At 62.3% G+C, this 17,961-nt stretch carries 18 protein-coding genes; 10 read left to right on the forward strand and 8 right to left on the reverse strand.

Going from position 1 to position 17,961, the window contains the following annotated elements; genetic code table 11:
- The first annotated feature begins 391 nt into the window (after positions 1 to 391).
- The 5 genes from ACZ9GA_RS21425 to ACZ9GA_RS21445 are packed head-to-tail and all read left to right on the forward strand — an operon-like array spanning position 392 to position 5,198.
- On the forward strand, positions 392 to 1,771 hold the full coding sequence (locus tag ACZ9GA_RS21425) for an iron-containing redox enzyme family protein (protein WP_457360859.1): 1,380 nt from the start codon (positions 392 to 394) through the stop codon (positions 1,769 to 1,771).
- Positions 1,772 to 1,782: 11 nt separating this feature from the next.
- Positions 1,783 to 2,109 (forward strand): Rieske 2Fe-2S domain-containing protein, encoded by a 327-nt coding sequence (locus tag ACZ9GA_RS21430; RefSeq protein WP_457360858.1) that lies wholly within the window; start codon positions 1,783 to 1,785, stop codon positions 2,107 to 2,109.
- Complete coding sequence (locus tag ACZ9GA_RS21435) at positions 2,102 to 3,286, forward strand: MFS transporter (RefSeq protein ID WP_457360857.1); 1,185 nt, start codon at positions 2,102 to 2,104, stop codon at positions 3,284 to 3,286. The genes ACZ9GA_RS21430 and ACZ9GA_RS21435 overlap by 8 nt, the downstream gene beginning before the upstream one ends.
- A 9-nt stretch (positions 3,287 to 3,295) precedes the next feature.
- Positions 3,296 to 4,519 carry an ATP-grasp domain-containing protein gene (locus ACZ9GA_RS21440; RefSeq protein ID WP_457360856.1) on the forward strand — a complete coding sequence of 408 codons (1,224 nt, stop codon included), beginning with the start codon at positions 3,296 to 3,298 and terminating at the stop codon, positions 4,517 to 4,519.
- A 7-nt stretch (positions 4,520 to 4,526) separates the two neighbouring features.
- On the forward strand, positions 4,527 to 5,198 hold the full coding sequence (locus tag ACZ9GA_RS21445; protein WP_457360855.1) for a phenylalanine--tRNA ligase beta subunit-related protein: 672 nt from the start codon (positions 4,527 to 4,529) through the stop codon (positions 5,196 to 5,198).
- 3 nt (positions 5,199 to 5,201) lie between these two features.
- On the opposite strand, the gene ACZ9GA_RS21450 is transcribed toward ACZ9GA_RS21445, so the two are convergent.
- From ACZ9GA_RS21450 to ACZ9GA_RS21465, 4 genes are all read right to left on the reverse strand, one after another.
- Positions 5,202 to 5,618 carry an Lrp/AsnC family transcriptional regulator gene (locus ACZ9GA_RS21450; protein WP_457360854.1) on the reverse strand — a complete coding sequence of 139 codons (417 nt, stop codon included), beginning with the start codon at positions 5,616 to 5,618 and terminating at the stop codon, positions 5,202 to 5,204.
- 68 nt (positions 5,619 to 5,686) lie between these two features.
- Entirely contained in the window at positions 5,687 to 6,544 is an 858-nt protein-coding gene (locus tag ACZ9GA_RS21455; protein ID WP_457360853.1) for a carboxylate/amino acid/amine transporter, read from the reverse strand.
- A gap of 264 nt (positions 6,545 to 6,808) precedes the next feature.
- On the reverse strand, positions 6,809 to 7,408 hold the full coding sequence (locus ACZ9GA_RS21460) for an FMN-dependent NADH-azoreductase (RefSeq protein ID WP_457360852.1): 600 nt from the start codon (positions 7,406 to 7,408) through the stop codon (positions 6,809 to 6,811).
- A gap of 142 nt (positions 7,409 to 7,550) precedes the next feature.
- Positions 7,551 to 7,865: a hypothetical protein gene (locus ACZ9GA_RS21465; protein ID WP_027977261.1), complete on the reverse strand. Its 315-nt coding sequence runs from the start codon at positions 7,863 to 7,865 to the stop codon at positions 7,551 to 7,553.
- 50 nt (positions 7,866 to 7,915) lie between these two features.
- Between ACZ9GA_RS21465 and ACZ9GA_RS21470 the strand changes: the two genes are divergently transcribed.
- The 4 genes from ACZ9GA_RS21470 to ACZ9GA_RS21485 are packed head-to-tail and all read left to right on the forward strand — an operon-like array spanning position 7,916 to position 12,099.
- Positions 7,916 to 8,839, forward strand: coding sequence for a LysR family transcriptional regulator (locus ACZ9GA_RS21470; RefSeq protein WP_457360851.1), 924 nt, complete (start codon positions 7,916 to 7,918; stop codon positions 8,837 to 8,839).
- A gap of 14 nt (positions 8,840 to 8,853) precedes the next feature.
- Complete coding sequence (locus ACZ9GA_RS21475) at positions 8,854 to 9,669, forward strand: alpha/beta fold hydrolase (RefSeq protein WP_457360850.1); 816 nt, start codon at positions 8,854 to 8,856, stop codon at positions 9,667 to 9,669.
- Positions 9,663 to 10,226, forward strand: a complete 564-nt coding sequence (locus tag ACZ9GA_RS21480; protein WP_457360849.1) for a peptidylprolyl isomerase — start codon at positions 9,663 to 9,665, stop codon at positions 10,224 to 10,226. Before ACZ9GA_RS21475 ends, ACZ9GA_RS21480 begins: the two co-directional genes overlap by 7 nt.
- 40 nt (positions 10,227 to 10,266) lie before the next feature.
- Positions 10,267 to 12,099 (forward strand): ABC transporter ATP-binding protein, encoded by a 1,833-nt coding sequence (locus ACZ9GA_RS21485; RefSeq protein ID WP_457360848.1) that lies wholly within the window; start codon positions 10,267 to 10,269, stop codon positions 12,097 to 12,099.
- Positions 12,100 to 12,197: 98 nt separating this feature from the next.
- Here the strand turns inward: ACZ9GA_RS21485 and ACZ9GA_RS21490 are convergent, their stop codons facing one another.
- From ACZ9GA_RS21490 to ACZ9GA_RS21500, 3 genes are all read right to left on the reverse strand, one after another.
- On the reverse strand, positions 12,198 to 13,331 hold the full coding sequence (locus ACZ9GA_RS21490) for a GNAT family N-acetyltransferase (protein ID WP_457360847.1): 1,134 nt from the start codon (positions 13,329 to 13,331) through the stop codon (positions 12,198 to 12,200).
- 60 nt (positions 13,332 to 13,391) lie between these two features.
- Positions 13,392 to 14,681: a hypothetical protein gene (locus ACZ9GA_RS21495; protein WP_457360846.1), complete on the reverse strand. Its 1,290-nt coding sequence runs from the start codon at positions 14,679 to 14,681 to the stop codon at positions 13,392 to 13,394.
- A gap of 227 nt (positions 14,682 to 14,908) precedes the next feature.
- On the reverse strand, positions 14,909 to 16,267 hold the full coding sequence (locus ACZ9GA_RS21500; protein ID WP_457360845.1) for an OprD family porin: 1,359 nt from the start codon (positions 16,265 to 16,267) through the stop codon (positions 14,909 to 14,911).
- Between ACZ9GA_RS21500 and ACZ9GA_RS21505 the strand changes: the two genes are divergently transcribed.
- Entirely contained in the window at positions 16,267 to 16,494 is a 228-nt protein-coding gene (locus ACZ9GA_RS21505; protein WP_457360844.1) for a hypothetical protein, read from the forward strand. The genes ACZ9GA_RS21500 and ACZ9GA_RS21505 overlap by 1 nt on opposite strands.
- Positions 16,495 to 16,634: 140 nt before the next feature.
- On the opposite strand, the gene ACZ9GA_RS21510 is transcribed toward ACZ9GA_RS21505, so the two are convergent.
- On the reverse strand, positions 16,635 to 17,756 hold the full coding sequence (locus ACZ9GA_RS21510) for a beta-ketoacyl-ACP synthase III (RefSeq protein WP_457360843.1): 1,122 nt from the start codon (positions 17,754 to 17,756) through the stop codon (positions 16,635 to 16,637).
- Positions 17,757 to 17,961: the final 205 nt, after the last annotated feature.

Consider the following 17,961-nt stretch of genomic DNA (forward strand, 5'->3'; position numbering starts at 1 on the left):
GTGGGAGGGGGCTCTGCCCCCGAAGCGCCGCGCGGGCGGCGCTCGATCTCAAGGACGCTAAAAAAACATCGGCTAGCACAGTGTGCACCTCCACAAGACAGTTGCTGCTGCAGGAAAGTGTGCACCTCGTTGTCTGCGGCGCCTGCATCGCGGCCAAGGCCGGCTCCTACCACGGACGGCGTAGGAGCCGACTTTTGTCGCGATGCAGACGACACCGACGTTAATGCCGTGCCGGGGCATTTCCCAATACGCAGCCTGGCGGCAGCGGCTACATCCCTTCCCCCACGCTTTAGTAAATTTCACTAGCCAAAGGTTTTTTTTCAAACTGCCCAGCCTCCGCCCCGACGCATAGCATTCACGCCCATCGTTCTTCGGACTTAAGGCGTCAATGATGTTAGGGACAACCCCACTTACCAGCGAGACCGTCGACACCCCGCGCGACGAGGATATCAACGCCCTGCTGCAGTTCAGCGGCGCCCCGGCCTTCGCCCAGCCGCGCTCGTTCTACACCAGCCACCCGTACCAGCGCCCCCTGCGGCCGCAGGACGTCACCCCGGCGCTGCTGGACGTGCCGATGACCAGCGATAGCCTGGCCACCCCGGAACATCTGCTGGCCCAGCGCCTGCTGTTGAACATCTACGAGCAGGACCTGGTGTTCTTGCCCAAGCCACCCAACCGCCTCGACATGAAGGCATTCAAGGGCTTTTACGACCCGGCCAACATGGCGCTGGGCAAGCAAGTGCGGCCGTTGCTGGAAGAACACACCTACGGCTGGCTGAAGGATGACGTGCACATCAACGGTTCCTGGTGCGAAGAGTCCTTCATTGCCCACACCGACAAGGTGCTCGAGGACATCGGCCATTCGCCGTCCCGGCTGCACGAAGTGCTGACCGGCAGCCGCGACCCGCAGCGCGCCGCCCGCTTCTTCCTGATCCAGTGCGCCGGCGATTTCCTCAGTGAGGCCTCGGCCATGGCCCGCAACGTGCTGGGCAACGCCGGCGCGCACACCAGCGAGCTGTTCAAGATCCTCATCGATGAATACGGCTACGGCATCGACAAGAAGAAGCACAGCAGCCTGTTCGAGGCCCTGCTTGACCAGGCCGGGCTGAACAGCCAGGTGCACCATTACTGGCAGTTCTACACCGCCAGCTCGCTGTCGCTGACCAACTATTTTCACTACGTGTCGGCCAACCACGGCGAATTCTTCCGCTACATCGGCGCCATGTATTACACCGAGGCGTCCCTGGCGCTGACCACCGGGCACCAGTCGCGGGCCCTGCGTGACATCTTCGGCGATGCGGTTTCCACCGAGTATTTCGACGAGCACCAGCACATCGATGTGCACCACGGGCGCATGGCCCTTGAGCGCCTGATCATTCCGATGATCCGCCAGTACGGCAAGCAAGTGATTCCCGACCTGATCCGCGGCTTCGAGGAGTTCCGGCTGCTGCAGGACCAGGCCGACGAGGAGCTCTACGCCCACATCAAGTGGCACGACGAACTGGACGCCTGCCGCGCCCGCGCCGCCATGCTGCACGGCAGCAAACCGGCTGACGCGCATTTCACCGAGCCCCAGGGTGAGGTGTCGGTGCTGCACAGCCACGCCAACAACGAGCTGTTCTGGGTGGAAAGCGGCGAGCTGGAGTTCGTCGTTACCCCGCAGTTGTCGCTGAAGCTGAGTGCCGGGGAAGGCGTGATCATTCCCAAGGGCATGCTGCATGGCACGCAGGTCACCAGTGCGTCCTGCACCTACTCCGTCACCGCGATTTGAGAGGCCAGCCCGTGAAATCCATCACCCTGGATGCCGACCACACGCCGTACCTGGCGGTAGGTGGCAAGACCTATTTCCTCAACCGTCAGCCGCAGTCCACCTACCTGCTGCCGACCCAATGCCCGCACCGGGGTGGCCCGCTGCACTTGGGGCATGCCTCGGAAAACGGCCAGCGGGTGATATGCCCCTGGCACGACAACGCCTACCCCCTGTGCAACCTGGAGAAAAAAGCCCTGCCCACGGTTCGCGTGGGCAAACGCCTGAGTACCGTCATTCCGACGGCAGAACACTGCACGCCCTTGCTGCGCATCCTTCGTCACGGTGATACCCATGAATAACAAGAAAGTCACGCTACCGGCGTTCTACACCCTGGTTACCCTGTTCACCGGCCTGGACATGGCCATCGTCATCGCCATGGTGTGGTTCGGCCTGGAGACCACAGGTTCCACCTTCCTGGTGGGCGCCACGCTGTGCATCGCCACGGTGGTGCCCTATGCCATGGAGCAATACCTGAGCCGCCATTTTGTGGTGGAGATGAGCATGAAACGGCTGCTGTGCATCCGTCTCACGGTGTTCACCGCCATCCTGGCGCTGTCGTTCACCCAGGCGGCGCTGATGCCGATCGGCTTCCTGGGCATCGCGTTCCTGGTGGGGGTCACGGACTACTTCACCATCAGCACCCTGGAATCGAAGAACACCAAGTTGGTACTCGCCGGGCACACCACCAGCGACACGTCCGCACGGCTGATGCAGACCGCCATCCAGATCGGCGCTTTTGGCGGCGCACTGCTGGGCGGCATGATCGTCGACGTGTTCCCGGTCAACCAGACGCTGCAAATCATCAGCGTTGCCGCCATCGTGTCGCTGGGCGCGATCGCGCTGCTGGCCGCCACCCCGGCCGACGCCCAGGAAGCCCCCCAGCCAACGGCGTCACAGGCAGGCACCGTCAGCCTCGGCAGCCAGCTGTACCTGCTGATCGTGGTACTGAGCATGATCGGTTTCCACATCGGCGCCTTCAACAGCCTGGTGCCTATCGTCTTCCAGAAGCTCAACGGCTGGAATGCCACGCTGTTCGGCACCGCCAGCGGCCTGGCCGGGCTGGGTGCATTCTGCGCGGCGGTGTTGCCGCGCGTGCGGCTGAGCAGCCATGCCGCCGTGGCGCTGATCGTTGCCGCCGACGTGGCCATCGTCTACTTCGCCAATGAGTGGGTGATGATGGGCGCGGCCTTCGTGCTGGGTTTCTGCATCAACAGCTTGCGCATCCAGTTGCGCCGCCAACTGATCGACGCGGCGCCGGACGCGCGCACCGCCGATGTCATCGCCGCCAAAAGCTCGCTGTTCTACCTGCTGGTGAGCGGCGCCGCGCCCATGCTGCTGACCCTGTTCACCACCCAGGCCCTGCTGGGCTTCGAAGGTGCGCGCGCCCTGATGGTCGCCTCCGCCCTTCTGCTCGGCAGCGCCGTTTTGCTGCGCACGCTCTGGCCTGCACAGCGCACCGCCATCGCGGCGAAGTAGGAACCTGCAATGAACCATATCGTTATCGTCGACCCGTTCTCCACCGGCAGCCTGTACGCCCCCCTGTTCAATGCCCGGGGCCTGAACTGCATTGCCGTGATTTCCCGGCCCGACCTGCCGCCGCACTTCACTCACGACCTGGTGCCCGAACACTTCACCCAGGTGCTGGACTGGAGCCCCGAAGTGGCCCAGACCCTCGACGCGCTGGGTGTGCTGGCGGTGATCGCCGGTTGCGAAACGGCTATCCACCTGGCTGACCGTCTCACCGAGCACCTGGGCCTGAAGGGCAACAACCCCGCCAGCAGTGATGCACGGCGCAACAAGTTCACCATGCAGCAGGCCCTCACTGTGCGCGGCCTGGCCCATATCGACACCCGCCTGGTGACTGCGCCTGAGCAGATCGCAACGGTGCTGGAGGCGGTGGACGACACACGCCAGTACGTGATCAAGCCGATCAATTCCGCCGCCACTCAGGGCGTGGTGTTCGCCACCGGCCGCCAAGCCGTGGCGCAGGCCCTGGACAGTGCCGGCTGGCATCAGCGAAACGACCTGGGCGAGATCAACCTGGGCTTTGTCCTGCAGCCTTTCATCGCCGGCCCGGAATACGTGGTGGACATGGTGGCGTTCAACGGCAGCTACCACATCGCCTCGGTGTGCAAATACACCAAGATCCAGCGCAACGGCAGCCCCTTTGTGTACGACAGCCTGGACACCCTGGACCCCGCCGACGCGGCGCTGGCGCCCCTGATCGATTACGCCCGCCAGGCCGCCGCCGCCCTGGGGGTCAGCGTCGGCCCGGTGCACATGGAAATCATCTGGTCGGCCGATGGACCGGTGATGATCGAAGCTGGCGCGCGCCTGCATGGCGGCATCGCGCCCCGCCTGTTCCAGCAGGTGTACCAGCCGGACCTGTTGTCGCTGGCCGTCGACAGCTACCTGGGGCGGCCCGCGCTTGCAGGTGCAGGCCATTCACGTCAAACCCACCACGGCAAGATCGGCTTTTTCTGGGCCGACCACCACGCCACCTTCGAAGGCCCCGGCTACGAGCGCATGGTGGCGGCCGGCAGAGTGCCCGGCTACGGCGGCCATCGCTATTTCATCAGCCCGGGCGACGATGTGCCCGCCACCATCGACTTTGCCACCTGCCCGGGGCTGTTCTGGCTAAGCCACGACGACCCCGGTCAACTGGCGCGCCACGCCGAACAGATCCGTGCCCTGCTCTGGAACCAGTGAGAATCCCATGACCGCTCGCCTCGTCATCAACCCATGTGCCGCCGCCGTCGGTGCAGGCAACGCCTGCGCCGTGGTGATCGAAGACATCGAAATCAACCGCGACAGCTGCTTCGTGCCGCTGCTGACCCACAACCTCAACGAAGTCGCCTCACGCCTGGGCGATCTGGCCGCGAACCCTGTCTACCAGGGCTTCGCCCGCCAGATGCAAGAGATGGGTTACCCCACCACCACCGCCGCCAACGAAAAGCTGCTGCGCTCCTTCATCGCCAAGGGCGTGCGCTCCATCAACAACGTGGTGGATGCCTACAACGCTATCGCCATTCGCCATGGCGTGAGCATTGGTGTGCACACCTATGAGCAGGCCGAGGACATCCACGTGTTTCGCGCCCAGGCGCCGATGAAATTTCGCCCGCTGTTCGCCAAGAAGGACGCGGCGGTGCCGGTGGGCGATCTGGTGTACACCTGTGCCGATGACCTGCTGGCGTGCATCGGCAAGACCGACGCCGATGCCCACGACTACCGCCTGACCGAGTCTTCCCGGCGGGTGGTGGCAGTGGTGTTGGGCCACCGCGATACCTCGGCAGATTTCAATCAGCAGGTGCTGGAGGAATTGGTGGGTGCGCTGCGCGAAGCCATGCCAGGCCTTCGCCATCATTTCCTGCAACGCACGGCCGCCTGACGGTCAGCGCCAGGCGGTCAGTACGGGGTTGATCACCACGTCGCTGACTTGCTCAAGGGCCAGGATACGGTCCTTGAGCGCCATCAGTTCTTCGAAGGTGTGGTAGCTGACCTGCAGCAACATGTCGGTATCGCCGAACAGCGAATAGGCGTGGATGATTTCGGCGTGCGCCTGGATTTGCGGAAACACCAGGTGGCAACTGTTGCCCACCAGTTGCAGCATCAGGAACGCCGTCTGGTCGCCGCGATCCTGCTCGGCCACGTTGATGGTGAAACCGAGGATCACGCCGCTGTCGACCAGTTTCTGTACCCGCGCCTCCACCGCCGTGCGTGACTTGTGCACCTGGCGTGACAGCTGCGCCAGGCTGACCCTGGCGTCTTCTTTCAATGCTGCGATGATCTGCTTGTCGACTTTATCCATTCTCACGCCCCCGCAGACACACCCCACGATCCGGGGCTTGATTGCCCGACCCGGCGATTCTGCCACAACTAGCGAGCAGTGACCGCGCCGCGGCGGCTGATCCACAGCGACGCCAGGATCACCGTGCCCCCCAGCGCCAGGCGGCCCAGCGGCTCGCTCTGGTTCCAGATCAGCAGGTTCAGCAACAGCCCGGTGGGAATGTGCAGGTTGTTCATCACCGCCAGGGTCGCGGCGCTGACCTGGCTGGCACCCTTGTTCCAGGCGTACATGCCCAGCGCCGTGGCCACCAGCCCGAGGAACACCAGCACGCCCCACTGCGTAGTGGTTTGCGGCAGATGCTGCGGGTTACCGAAAGCCAGGAACGCCGGCAATGCCACCAGCAAGGCGCCGACGAAGAAGTAGCCAAAGCGGCGGTACTGGGGCTGGTCACTGGGGTAGCGGACCATCAGGCGCTTGTACAGCACCTGGCCTGCGGCGTAGGTGAAGTTGGCCAGTTGCAGCAGCAGGAAGCCGATGAAGAAGTCCGGGGCGATGCGGTCGAAGCGGATGATCGCCGCCCCCGCTACGGCCACCAGCGCTGCCAGCAGCGCCCAGGCGTTGAAGCGCCGGTTGAGGGCATCCTCGATCAGGGTCACGTGCAGTGGCGTGAGGATAGTGAACAGCAGCACCTCCGGCACGGTCAGCACGCGGAAGCTCAGGTACAGGCACACGTAGGTGACGCCGAACTGCAACGCACCGATCAGCAGCATCGAGCGGATGAACCCTGGCTCCACGCGGCGCCAGTGAGTCAACGGAATGAACACCAGCCCGGCAATGACCACCCGCGCCACCACGGCGAAATAACTGTCCACGTGGCCGGCCAGGTAGACGCCGATAAGGTTGAAGGAAAATGCCTGAATCAGTGTGACGAGAAGTAAATAGCCCATGGGTGCCCCTTGCGTAAGGCGGCGACCTTAATCAATTGCCAGCCCCCCGGCAACCCGCGGCGCCCGTTGTAGCCGCTGCCGCAGGCTGCGCTGGCCCTGTGTCTCGCTGAAGATTTTCAGGGTTCACGCAGGCCAGCGCAGCCTGGCGGCAGCGGCTACAGGTTTGGCGGGAGGCATAAAAAAACCCGGCACGCGTGGGGGCGCGGCCGGGTTGAAGCACCAAGGAGCAGGAAGTGCAGAAAAAGCAGCGGATAAATCGATGAATCAAGCCACCTGGGCCAGCTGAGCCTTGGCCTGGTTCAGGCCCTTCTCGCTGAAGTCGCCACCCAGGTTCATGCCCTCGGCATGGATAAATTGCACGTCATGGATGCCGATGAAGGCCAGTACCTGACGCAGGTAGGGTTCCTGATGGTCCGCGCTGCTGCCGGCGTAGATGCCGCCGCGCGCGGTCAGCACGATGGCGCGCTTGCCGGTCAGCAGGCCTTGGGGGCCGGTGGCGGTGTACTTGAAGGTCACGCCGGCACGCAGCACATGGTCGAGCCAGGCCTTGAGGGTGCTGGGGATAGCGAAGTTGTACATCGGCGCGGCCAGTACCAGCACGTCAGCGGCCAGCACTTCCTCGGTCAGCTCGTTGGAGCGGGTCAGGGCCTGGACTTCCTCGGCGCTGCGCTCGGCTTCAGGCTTCATCCAGCCACCCAGCAGGTCGGCATCCAGGTGGGGCACGGGGTTGAGTGCCAGGTCACGCACGCTGACGATGTCAGCCGGGTGGGCCGCCTGCCATTGGGCGATGAATTGCTCGGTCAGCTGACGCGAGATGGAGCCGTCTTTGCGGGCACTGCTTTCGATGATCTGGACGCGGGACATGTTCATGGCCTCCATCAGGCTGCGTTGAGTTGATGGAGGCTATGTTAGGCGGCGAATACTTGATAAAAAAGCGCAAAAAACCGCTTCAATCTATCAAATAAGTTGATTTAGCAAGCAAATCCTCTACGCTGACACTGTGTGCTTATGCCGACGTGCAGGTTACGGTCAGGCGCAGCTTGAGGATGTCGCGGTTGAAGCGTTGCAGGACACTCGCCGTCTTGCCCGGTTCGACCCGCACCTTGCGCGTGCGCGGGGCCTCGGGGCCGTTGCGGAACACCACCTTGCACTCGGCGGCCTGCGGCCCGTCGTTGCGCAGATCGATCGAACCCATGTCACCGGCGGTGTCATAGGTGGTGTAGGAAATGTCAGTGCCCGCCAGGTGTTTTTCTACCTCTATCGGGTAGGCGAAGGCGGTCAAAGGCAACAGCGTCAGCAAGAGCGCACAGAAACTTTTCATTCGGCAGTCTCCAGATAGGAATTGCCAGCTTAGGACATCAGGAGCTGTTGATGAAAGCGCCCCGCGTTACCCTGGATCAGTGGCGAACCTTGCAGGCAGTGGTCGACCATGGCGGTTTCGCCCAGGCCGCCGAAGCCCTGCACCGTTCCCAGTCGTCGGTCAGTTACACCGTGGCGCGCATGCAAGACCAGCTGGGCGTACCGCTGCTGCGCATCGACGGCCGCAAGGCCGTTCTCACCGAGGCCGGCGGCGTGCTGCTGCGCCGCTCCCGGCAGTTGGTGAAAAACGCCAGCCAGCTCGAAGACCTGGCGCACCATATGGAACAGGGCTGGGAAGCCGAAGTACGCCTGGTGGTGGACGCCGCCTACCCCAGCGCCCGCCTGGTACGCGCCCTGACCGCCTTCATGCCGCAAAGCCGCGGTTGCCGTGTGCGCCTGCGTGAAGAGGTGCTGTCGGGCGTGGACGAGGTGCTGACCGAAGGCGTGGCCGACCTGGCCATTTGCAGCTACAGCATCCCCGGCTTCCTGGGGACCGAGATGAGCGCGGTGGAGTTTGTCGCCGTGGCGCATCCCGATCATCCGCTTCACCGCCTCAACCGCGACCTCAGCTTCCAGGACCTGGAAAGCCAGCTGCAAGTAGTGATTCGCGACAGCGGCCGACACCAGCCAAGGGACGTCGGCTGGCTGGGCGCCGAACAGCGCTGGACCGTGGGCAGCCTGGCCACCGCCGCCACCTTCGTGGCCAGCGGCCTGGGCTTCGCCTGGCTGCCCCGCCACCTGATCGAACGCGAGCTGCGCGAAGGCGTGCTCAAACCCTTATCACTGGAACAGGGCGGCAGCCGCCACCCCACCTTCTATCTTTACTCCAACAAGGACAAACCCTTGGGCCCGGCCACGCAGATCCTGGTGGAGCTGCTGCGCCAATTCGACACCGCGCCCCTGGATGCGCCCTTCGCCGCCCCTCAACAAGCCTGACAGGACAGTCGCCCATGGCCTTTTTCGAACATGACGGTTGCGCGTTGCACTACGAAGAGTACGGCCAGGGTGAACCCCTGCTGCTGGTCCACGGCCTGGGGTCCAGCGCCCCGGACTGGGAATACCAGGTACCCGACCTGGCCCCGCATTACCGCGTGATCGCGGTGGACCTGCGCGGCCATGGCCGCTCCGACAAACCCCGCGAGCGCTACAGTATTGCCGGGTTCGCCGCCGACCTTGCCGCGCTGCTGGAGCGCCTGGGCACCGGCCCCGTGCACTACGTGGGCCTATCCATGGGCGGCATGACCGGCTTCCAGATGGCCGTGGACTACCCCGGCCTGCTGCGCAGCCTGACCATCGTCAACGCCGCCCCCGAAGTCAAACTGCGCAAGCCCGACGACTACTGGCAGTGGTTCAAGCGCTGGGCACTCATGCACGTGGTCAGCATGGGCGCCATCGGCAAGGGCCTGGGCGGCAAACTGTTCCCGCTGCCCGAGCAAGCCGAGCTGCGGCGCAAGATCAGCGAACGTTGGGCGCGCAACGACAAACACGCCTATATCGCCAGCTTCAATGCCATCGTCGGCTGGGGCGTGCAGAAACGCATCGGGCAGATTCGCTGTCCCACCTTGATCATCAGCGCGGACCGCGACTACACCCCGGTGGCGCTCAAGGAGCAGTACGTCAAGCTGATCCCCAACGCAAAACTGGCAGTCATCGCCAATTCGCGGCACGCTACGCCACTGGACCAACCCCAACTCTTCAACCGGACACTCAAGGACTTCCTCGCCAGCGTGTCCGCCACCCACAAGGATCAACGAGTCCCATGCTGAAAAAAATCGCCCTCGCCGCCTGCTCCCTGATGTTCGCCAGCCAACTGATGGCTGCCGACGCCCAGCACCCCCACGTGTTGATGGACACCAGCTTCGGCAAGGTGGAAATCGAACTGGACATGGTCAAGGCGCCGATCAGCAGCAAGAACTTCCTGGCCTACGTGGACAGCGGCTTCTACAACAACACCATCTTCCACCGCGTAATCCCCGGCTTCATGGTGCAAGGTGGTGGTTTCACCGCGCAGATGAACGAAAAGCAGACCCGTGACCCGATCAAGAACGAAGCGGACAACGGCCTGAAAAACGTGCGTGGCACCCTGTCGATGGCACGCACCAGCAACGTCAACTCGGCCACCAGCCAGTTCTTCATCAACGTCAATGACAACGAAATCCTCGACCACGGCAACCGTGACTTCGGCTACGCCGTGTTCGGCAAAGTGGTCAGTGGCATGGACGTGGTCGACCAGATCGTCCACTCCCCGACCACCACCAAGGGCGGCATGCAGGACGTGCCTTCCGACCCGGTAATGATCAAGTCGGCCAAGCGCGTCGACTGACCACCTGAAGGCCAGGCCCAACACAGGAGTTTTCGCCCCCATGCTTTACCGTCGTTTTGAAAAGTGGATCGATATCTTCCGTGAGGCGCCCACCGAGTCGCCGCCCACCCGGGTGCTGGCCTTCTACGTGTATTACCTGCGCCAGGTCTGGCCCAGCTTCGCCGCCTTGCTGGTGGTGGGGCTGGTGGGCGCGCTGATCGAGGTGGCGCTGTTCAACTACCTCAGCCGCATCATCGACCTGGCCCAGGGCACGCCCAACGTGCATTTCTTCAGCGACCACGGCTGGGAACTGGCGTGGATGGCGGTGGTGGCCCTGGTGCTGCGACCGATATTCGTCGGCCTGCACGACCTGCTGGTGCACCAGACCATCAGCCCGGGCATGACCAGCATGATCCGCTGGCAAAACCACAACTACGTGCTCAAGCAGAGCCTGAATTTCTTCCAGAACGACTTCGCCGGGCGCATCGCCCAGCGCATCATGCAAACCGGCAACGCCCTGCGCGACTCGGCGGTGCAGGCGGTGGATGCGCTGTGGCACGTGCTGATCTATGCCATCAGTGCATTGATTCTGTTCGCCGAAGCGGACTGGCGGCTGATGATCCCGCTGATCAGCTGGATCGCCGCCTACATCATCGCCCTGTATTACTTTGTGCCGCGGGTGAAGGAGCGCTCGGTGATATCGTCCGATGCCGGCTCCAAGCTGATGGGCCGCATCGTGGATGGCTACACCAACATCGCCACCCTCAAGCTGTTCGCCCACACCAACATGGAGCAGCGCTACGCCCGCGAGGCCATCAGCGAACAGACGGAAAAATCCCAGCTGGCCAGCCGCGTCATCACCAGCATGGACATCGCCATCACCACCCTCAACGGTCTGCTGATTGTCGGCACCACGGGCCTTGCCCTGTGGCTGTGGACCCAGTCGCTGATCTCGGTGGGCGCCATCGCCCTGGCCACGGGCCTGGTGATCCGCATCGTCAACATGTCCGGCTGGATCATGTGGGTGGTCAACGGCATCTTCGAAAACATCGGCATGGTCCAGGACGGCCTGCAGACCATCGCCCAGCCGGTCAGTGTCACTGACGTGAAAAGTGCGCCCACGCTGAAAGTCGATCGCGGCGCCGTGCGCTTTGACAACGTCGACTTCCACTACGGCAAGGGCAGCAAGATCATCGAAAGCCTGACCCTGGACATCCGCCCCGGCGAGAAAATCGGCCTGATCGGCCCCTCCGGCGCCGGCAAGTCCACCTTGGTCAACCTGCTGCTGCGCCTGTACGACCTGCCCGGCGGGCGCATCCTGATCGATGGCCAGGACATCGCCCAGGTCAGCCAGGAAAGCCTGCGCGCACAGATCGGCATGATCACCCAGGACACCTCGTTGCTGCACCGCTCCATCCGCGAGAACCTGCTGTACGGGCGCCCCGGCGCCAGCGAGGCGCAATTGTGGGACGCGGTGGTGAAGGCCCGCGCCGACGAATTCATCCCGCACCTGTCCGACGCCCAGGGCCGCATGGGCCTGGACGCCCACGTGGGCGAGCGCGGGGTGAAGCTGTCCGGCGGCCAGCGCCAGCGCATTGCCATTGCCCGCGTGCTACTGAAGAACGCGCCGATTCTGATCATGGACGAAGCCACCTCGGCGCTGGATTCGGAGGTTGAGGCGGCGATCCAGGAAAGCCTGGAAACCCTGATGCAGGGCAAGACCGTGATCGCCATCGCCCACCGCTTGTCCACCATCGCCAAGATGGACCGGCTGGTGGTGCTGGAGAAGGGGCGCATCGTCGAGCTGGGCAGCCACAAGGAGTTGCTGGCGCATCAGGGGTTGTATGCGCGGTTGTGGCATCACCAGACGGGTGGGTTCGTGGGTATCGACTGAGACAGCCCTGTAGCCGCTGCCGCCAGGCTGCGCTGGCCCATATTCCAACGTCAGTATTGCGGGTGTACGCGAGGGCCAGCGCAGCCTGGCGGCAGCGGCTACGGGGTGGGGTTCGCGCCGTCTGCCTGACGATAGGGCAGTGCCGCCCGCGCCTCTTCGGCGTAAGCCCTCACCCCGGCACGCTCCTCGTGAAGGAATTCGGCCACGGCGTTCTTCAACCCCGAATGGCTCAGGTAATGCCACGACCGGGTAATCACCGGCTCAAACCCGCGAATCAGCTTGTGCTCACCCTGCGCCCCTGCATCGAAGCGCTTGAAGCCGTGGGCAATGGCATAGTCCATGCCTTGGTAAAAACAGGTCTCGAAATGCAGCCGGTCGAACTCCGCCAGGCAGCCCCAGTAGCGGCCGTAGAAACTGTCCCCGCCCACCAGACTGAACGCCATGGCCACCGCCCGTCCCGCCTGCCGCGCGAACACCACGCGGATCGCCTCGGGCATGCGCTCGGCCAGCAGGCTGAAGAATTCGCGGGTCAGGTAGGGCGACTGGCGGCGCACGGCGTAGGTGTTGGCGTAGCAGGCGTAGACAAAATCCCACTCTGCCTCGGTCAATGCCCCCCCTTCACGCCACTCGAACTCGAAGCCCTGGGCGGCCACCTGCTCGCGCTCTTTGCGCATCTGCTTGCGCTTGCGCGACGCCAGGCTGTCGAGAAAGTCCTGGAAGTCGCGGTAGCCGCGGTTGTGCCAGTGGTATTGACAGCCCAGGCGCTCCAGCCAGCCGGGCTCGTCGGCAATCAGCGTGTCAAGGGCGGGATCAGTGAAGTTGATGTGCGCGCCGGATAGCCCTTCCACTTCCACATACCCCGGCACCGCCTGCAGCAACGCTTGCCCATCACCCAGCACTCGTGGCCCCGACACCGGGCTGAACGGCACCGCGCACAACAGCTTGGGGTAGTAATCGATCCCGGCCCGGCGACAGGCGTCAGCCCAGCCGTGGTCGAACACGTATTCGCCGTACGAGTGCCATTTGCGGTAAGCGGGCATGGCGGCAATCAGCTTGCCGTCTTCCATGTGCAGCAAATGCTCGGGGCGCCAGCCGGAGTGCTGCCCCAGGCTACCGCTGTCTTCCAGGGCGCTGAGGAAAGCGTGGCGCAGGAAGGGCTGGTCAATGGGCAACAGGGCGTCCCAGTCGCTGGCCGCGATGGCGCTCAGGCTGTGCAGGACTTGCAATGGCATGGCTTTCCCCTTTTCAAGGGCAAAGCATGCCATATTGCGAGCCTGCGCAGTAACCACGGCCTAGCCCAGCAACCGCGCCACCACAGGTATCGGGTTGTTGGTGGACAGAAAACCTGCAATTAACAAGCGCTGCTTGTCATCCAATACGATTGTAGCTCCCCCTGCCGAACAATCCGTCAATCTCTCCATGTAAGCGAAGCTTAAACCCTCATCCCCAAACGCGCTGTCGCGCCGACCGTCAGCAAGATGACAAGCGACAACCGCTTGTTGCTCAGTATTCTTACTGTAGCGCGCGGTCACCCAATACCGATCGCCATTACTGATACCTGATCGGTTGAACAGGGGTTTGCCTGCATACTGGCTAACCAGCGGCAGCCCATTATTGAATCGACTGTCCGGCTGCCCGTTGGACAGCTGTAGACTGAACTGCAAACCCACCGAAAGTTTATCAATGGCTCCGTAACCCACCACCATCAGGTTGCCTTGACAACCCGCAAATAAGCCAAGTGGCCATGCTTCATGTTCGAGCACCCTGAATCCAGCAGTTCCAAAGTTAGCCAAGGCTCCATCGGGAGTAACTTTTACAATGAACCCGCTCACATAGGAGAAATCTCGGGTAAACAATCTCCCCCCCAGGTAGATTTCATTATCGATAACACTGATTGAAAAAGCGTTGTTGTCAAAGACTGTGTGCTTTATCAAGGTAAAGCCCGAATCGCCAAAATCCGTTGCGACTTCCCCCTCCAGATCGAACGCCAGGATACCTGACGCAGCGTAGAATTCGGAGCCAAACTCAATACTGCCATTGAGAATGGCATACAGACGACTCCCTGCCTGGCATGAGCCTCCAACGCCCGTCACCGCGGAATCGATGGCAGCTGGCAGCTGGCCTGTGGAAGCAAACCTAAGTTGCACCTCCTGTTCAAACACCTTGAAACCCTGATCAGCAAAAGTCTGGTCGATTTCGCCCTTCAAGTCATAGCGGGCCATGGCAGGGTACGTATACCTGCGACCATCGGAAAAATAGGAATACAGCTCCCCTACCAGTACGATCTTGTCGTCGACAAGGATGATTTGAGACACCGTGCACCGGGAATTGACAGGTGGCTCTTTTCCACGCTCAAACGTATCGGTAACCACGCCTTTCCGCCCGAAGGATTCATCCGTTTCTCCCGACTCAAAAAGCCGAGTGACTGCATAGTTAAAGCCTGAGAAATAAGCAACGTACAGCACGCCATCTGCATGCGTCACCGCCGATGCCCAATCACTGCCCCCGGTTGACGGAAACTGTAAAAAACCGGCTTCAGCAAAACCGGAATCGAAAGCGCCGCGCATCTGAACACTGTTCATCTACATTAACCTCATGACGTTGGCCAAGACGGAAACGTCATTAGATAGACCACGGGAGGTGGCAACAACTGTAAGAACTGACAGGTCGAGGCAAGTTTTCACCAGCGCAACTTTTGATTAATTATTTTCAATTGGCGAGCCAATCGAAAAGCAAAAAAAGCCCCGCACGGGGCGGGGCAAGAGAGAGCTTTAACGGATGAGGAAAAAGCGGTTACGCATTCAACTGATTACAGCAGCGGGATCGAGTAGCTCAGGATCACGCGGTTTTCGTCCTGGTCGCGCTGGCCCGGAATGTCGTTGCGCCACATGCCATTCTTCCAGGTGAAGCCCAGGCCTTTGAAGGTACCTTCCGGCACCACATAGGCCAGGGTGATGTCGCGTTCCCATTCCGAACGACCGGAGCCGGCCACGGCGCCGCCGCTGGTCACGGTGTCGATGTTGTCGCCACGCAGGTAGGTCACGCCGGCAGTTGCGCCAGGGAAGCCGATGGCGGCGAAGTCATACGAGTAGCGCGCCTGCCAGGTACGCTCGCCGGCACGGCCGAACTTCTGGATCTGGGCGTCGGTGATGGTGTAGTTGGACGAGCCGTTGCCCTGGTTCAGCCATGGGAAGTCGCTGTCGCCGTTGCTGACCTGGTAGCCGCCGCCGAAGGTGTGACCGGCCACGGTGTAGAGGAACAGCGCGCTGTACAGGTTGTTGTCGACCTTGCCCTTGCCGCTGGCCTGGCCCAGGTAATTGCCCGAGCTGAAGTAGGCCGAATCATCGGCGTTTTTACCGTCGTCGCGGCTGTTGAAGTAACGGAAGTCCGACTTCAACACACCCGGGCCGATCGACCAGTTGTGTACCAGGCCCAGGAAGTGCTGTTTGTAGAAGTCATCCAGGTTGCCGTAGTAGTACTGGAACAGCAGGTCCTTGGTGATCTTGTAGTCGCCACCGGCGTAGATGAACTTGTTGCTGCGCGCGCCGATGTTGCTGTTGCCGCTGCCGTTGGCGCCGCCGATGGACAGGTCTTCATTGTTGCTGGAGTTACGGTCCTTGACCTTCTCGATCTGACCGGCCACCAGGGTCAGGTCCTTGATGTCGCCGGAAGTGATCTGGCCACCCTGGAAGGTTTGCGGTACCAGGCGGCTGTCGTTGTACTGGATGACCGGCAGCTTGGGCATCAGGGTGCCCAGTTTCAGCTCGGTCTTGGAGATCTTGGCCTTGGCGGTCAGGCCCAGGCTGGCGAAATCGTCGGCGGCATGGTCGCCGTCGCTTGGGAACACGTTGCCGCCGTCCAGCAAGCCAGTGGTGTTGCCGTGGCGACCGGCGCCGGAGTCCAGTTTGATGCCCAGCAGGCCGATGGCGTCCAGGCCAAAGCCGACGGTGCCGGCGGTGTAGCCGGACTGGAAGTCCAGCTGGAAGCCCTGGCCCCACTCGGACTGATAGTTGGCGTTCTTGGCGGTGCCCGAATCGCGGTTGTCGTTGTTAATGTAGAAGTTGCGCAGCTTCAGGGTCGCTTTGCTGTCTTCAAGGAAGCCTTCGGCCATAGCCTGCTGCGCCATGAGACCCAATGCCATGGTCAGGGCCACGGTGGACTTGTTCATTGATTTACTCCTTTGAGTACTGCTTTTTAAGTTTTTTCAGCGGCGCCGCCTGGTATGCGAAGCAAGTCCGGCAAGCTTTATGGGAGGGCATCTTGAACAGGGGATATTTCAGCGAGGTGGCTCGTTTATTAAGATTTGATGACAGCGGAACTTTTGGAAATGAAGGTTTTGTCATTCATCGACGTGAAGACGAAGGGATTTTCGAAGGCAGCCTGCAACCAGCATGAAACTTTGTTAATCAAGGATTTATACAAGGCAGATGTGGGACCGGGCGAAGCTCGGGAAGCAGACGACGCGGTTTAGGGGCTAGACCGTGTCGTTTGCTTCCCGAGCTTCGCCCGGTCCCACAGCGTGTCTTGGGGGTGGGTTACAGCTTGCGCAGGATCACGCTGCCGATCGAGTAGCCAGCGCCGAACGAACTCAGCACGGCCAGCGCGCCCTTGCCCAGGTCGTCCTGGTGCTTGTGGAAGGCAATCACCGACCCCGCCGAACTGGTGTTGGCATAGGTGTCGAGAATCACCGGCGCCTCTTCCACCGAGGCATCGCGGCCCAGCAGCTTCTTGACGATCAGGTGGTTCATGCTCAGGTTGGCCTGGTGCAGCCAGAAGCGCTGGACGTCGTTGACGTCGATACGGTTCTCGCCCAAGTGCTGGCCGATCAGCTCGGCCACCATGGGGCAGACCTCGCGGAACACCTTGCGGCCTTCCTGCACGAACAGCTTGTCGGAGGCGTCCACACCCTCCTCGCCTGCGCGGTTGAGGAAGCCGAAGTTGTTGCGGATGTTGTTGGAGAACTGGGTCAGCAGCTTGGTGCTGACGATCTCGAACTGATGCGCCGAGGTGGCCAGGTCGGCGCGCTCGACGACGACGGCGGTGGCCGCGTCGCCAAAGATGAAGTGGCTGTCACGGTCACGGAAGTTCAGGTGGCCGGTGCAGATTTCCGGGCTGACTACCAGCACCGCACGGGCCTGGCCCAGGGCGACACTGTTGTAGGCGGTCTGGATGCCGAAGGTGGCCGAGGAGCAGGCCACGTTCATGTCGAAGCCGAAGCCCTGCACGCCCAACGCCTGCTGCACTTCGATGGCCACGGCCGGATATGGCCGCTGCAGGTTGGAGCAGGCGACGATCACCGCATCGATGTCGGCGGCGGTCTTGCCCGCCCGTTGCAGCGCCTGTTCGGCGGCGGCCACGGACATCTGGCAGAGGATGGACTGCTCGTCGTTGGAACGCTCGGGCAGGCGCGGCTTCATGCGCTGGGGGTCGAGGATGCCGGCCTTGTCCATCACAAAGCGGCTCTTGATGCCCGAGGCCTTCTCGATGAAGGCGGCGCTGGATTCGGTTTGCGCCGCCAACTCGCCACGCTCGATGGCCGCCGCATTGTCGGCGTTGAACTGCTGGGCCCAGGTATTGAAGGACTGCACCAGTTCTTCGTTGGAGATGCTGTCGGCCGGGGTGTACAGGCCGGTGCCGCTGATGACGACGTTATGCACGCTCGTTCCTCTATTATTAGGTGGCCGGTGCAGGGCAGCGGCAGAGTGAGTCGCAATCAATATGGCACCAACGTGCCAATTTACAATAAGCACTGTCACCGGCGCGAAGGCGGTTGGCGACCTTGCCTTCACGGGTGAAACGGTGGCCAATTGTGCCAGATTTGCCGAACAAGTGCCCTTTTCACGATAAAGGGCAACGTGGGAT

Source organism: Pseudomonas sp. TE3644, assembly GCF_056278815.1.

Bases quoted from the DNA above. Each gene is read 5' to 3' on its own strand.
- ACZ9GA_RS21435 (WP_457360857.1), top strand. From the start codon at position 2,102: ATGAATAACAAGAAAGTCACGCTACCGGCGTTCTACACCCTGGTTACC.
- ACZ9GA_RS21450 (WP_457360854.1), bottom strand. From the start codon at position 5,618: ATGGATAAAGTCGACAAGCAGATCATCGCAGCATTGAAAGAAGACGCC.
- ACZ9GA_RS21445 (WP_457360855.1), top strand. From the start codon at position 4,527: ATGACCGCTCGCCTCGTCATCAACCCATGTGCCGCCGCCGTCGGTGCA.
- ACZ9GA_RS21425 (WP_457360859.1), top strand. From the start codon at position 392: ATGTTAGGGACAACCCCACTTACCAGCGAGACCGTCGACACCCCGCGC.
- ACZ9GA_RS21470 (WP_457360851.1), top strand. From the start codon at position 7,916: ATGAAAGCGCCCCGCGTTACCCTGGATCAGTGGCGAACCTTGCAGGCA.
- ACZ9GA_RS21475 (WP_457360850.1), top strand. From the start codon at position 8,854: ATGGCCTTTTTCGAACATGACGGTTGCGCGTTGCACTACGAAGAGTAC.
- ACZ9GA_RS21485 (WP_457360848.1), top strand. From the start codon at position 10,267: ATGCTTTACCGTCGTTTTGAAAAGTGGATCGATATCTTCCGTGAGGCG.
- ACZ9GA_RS21440 (WP_457360856.1), top strand. From the start codon at position 3,296: ATGAACCATATCGTTATCGTCGACCCGTTCTCCACCGGCAGCCTGTAC.
- ACZ9GA_RS21460 (WP_457360852.1), bottom strand. From the start codon at position 7,408: ATGTCCCGCGTCCAGATCATCGAAAGCAGTGCCCGCAAAGACGGCTCC.
- ACZ9GA_RS21455 (WP_457360853.1), bottom strand. From the start codon at position 6,544: ATGGGCTATTTACTTCTCGTCACACTGATTCAGGCATTTTCCTTCAAC.
- ACZ9GA_RS21465 (WP_027977261.1), bottom strand. From the start codon at position 7,865: ATGAAAAGTTTCTGTGCGCTCTTGCTGACGCTGTTGCCTTTGACCGCC.
- ACZ9GA_RS21490 (WP_457360847.1), bottom strand. From the start codon at position 13,331: ATGCCATTGCAAGTCCTGCACAGCCTGAGCGCCATCGCGGCCAGCGAC.
- ACZ9GA_RS21500 (WP_457360845.1), bottom strand. From the start codon at position 16,267: ATGAACAAGTCCACCGTGGCCCTGACCATGGCATTGGGTCTCATGGCG.
- ACZ9GA_RS21495 (WP_457360846.1), bottom strand. From the start codon at position 14,681: ATGAACAGTGTTCAGATGCGCGGCGCTTTCGATTCCGGTTTTGCTGAA.
- ACZ9GA_RS21480 (WP_457360849.1), top strand. From the start codon at position 9,663: ATGCTGAAAAAAATCGCCCTCGCCGCCTGCTCCCTGATGTTCGCCAGC.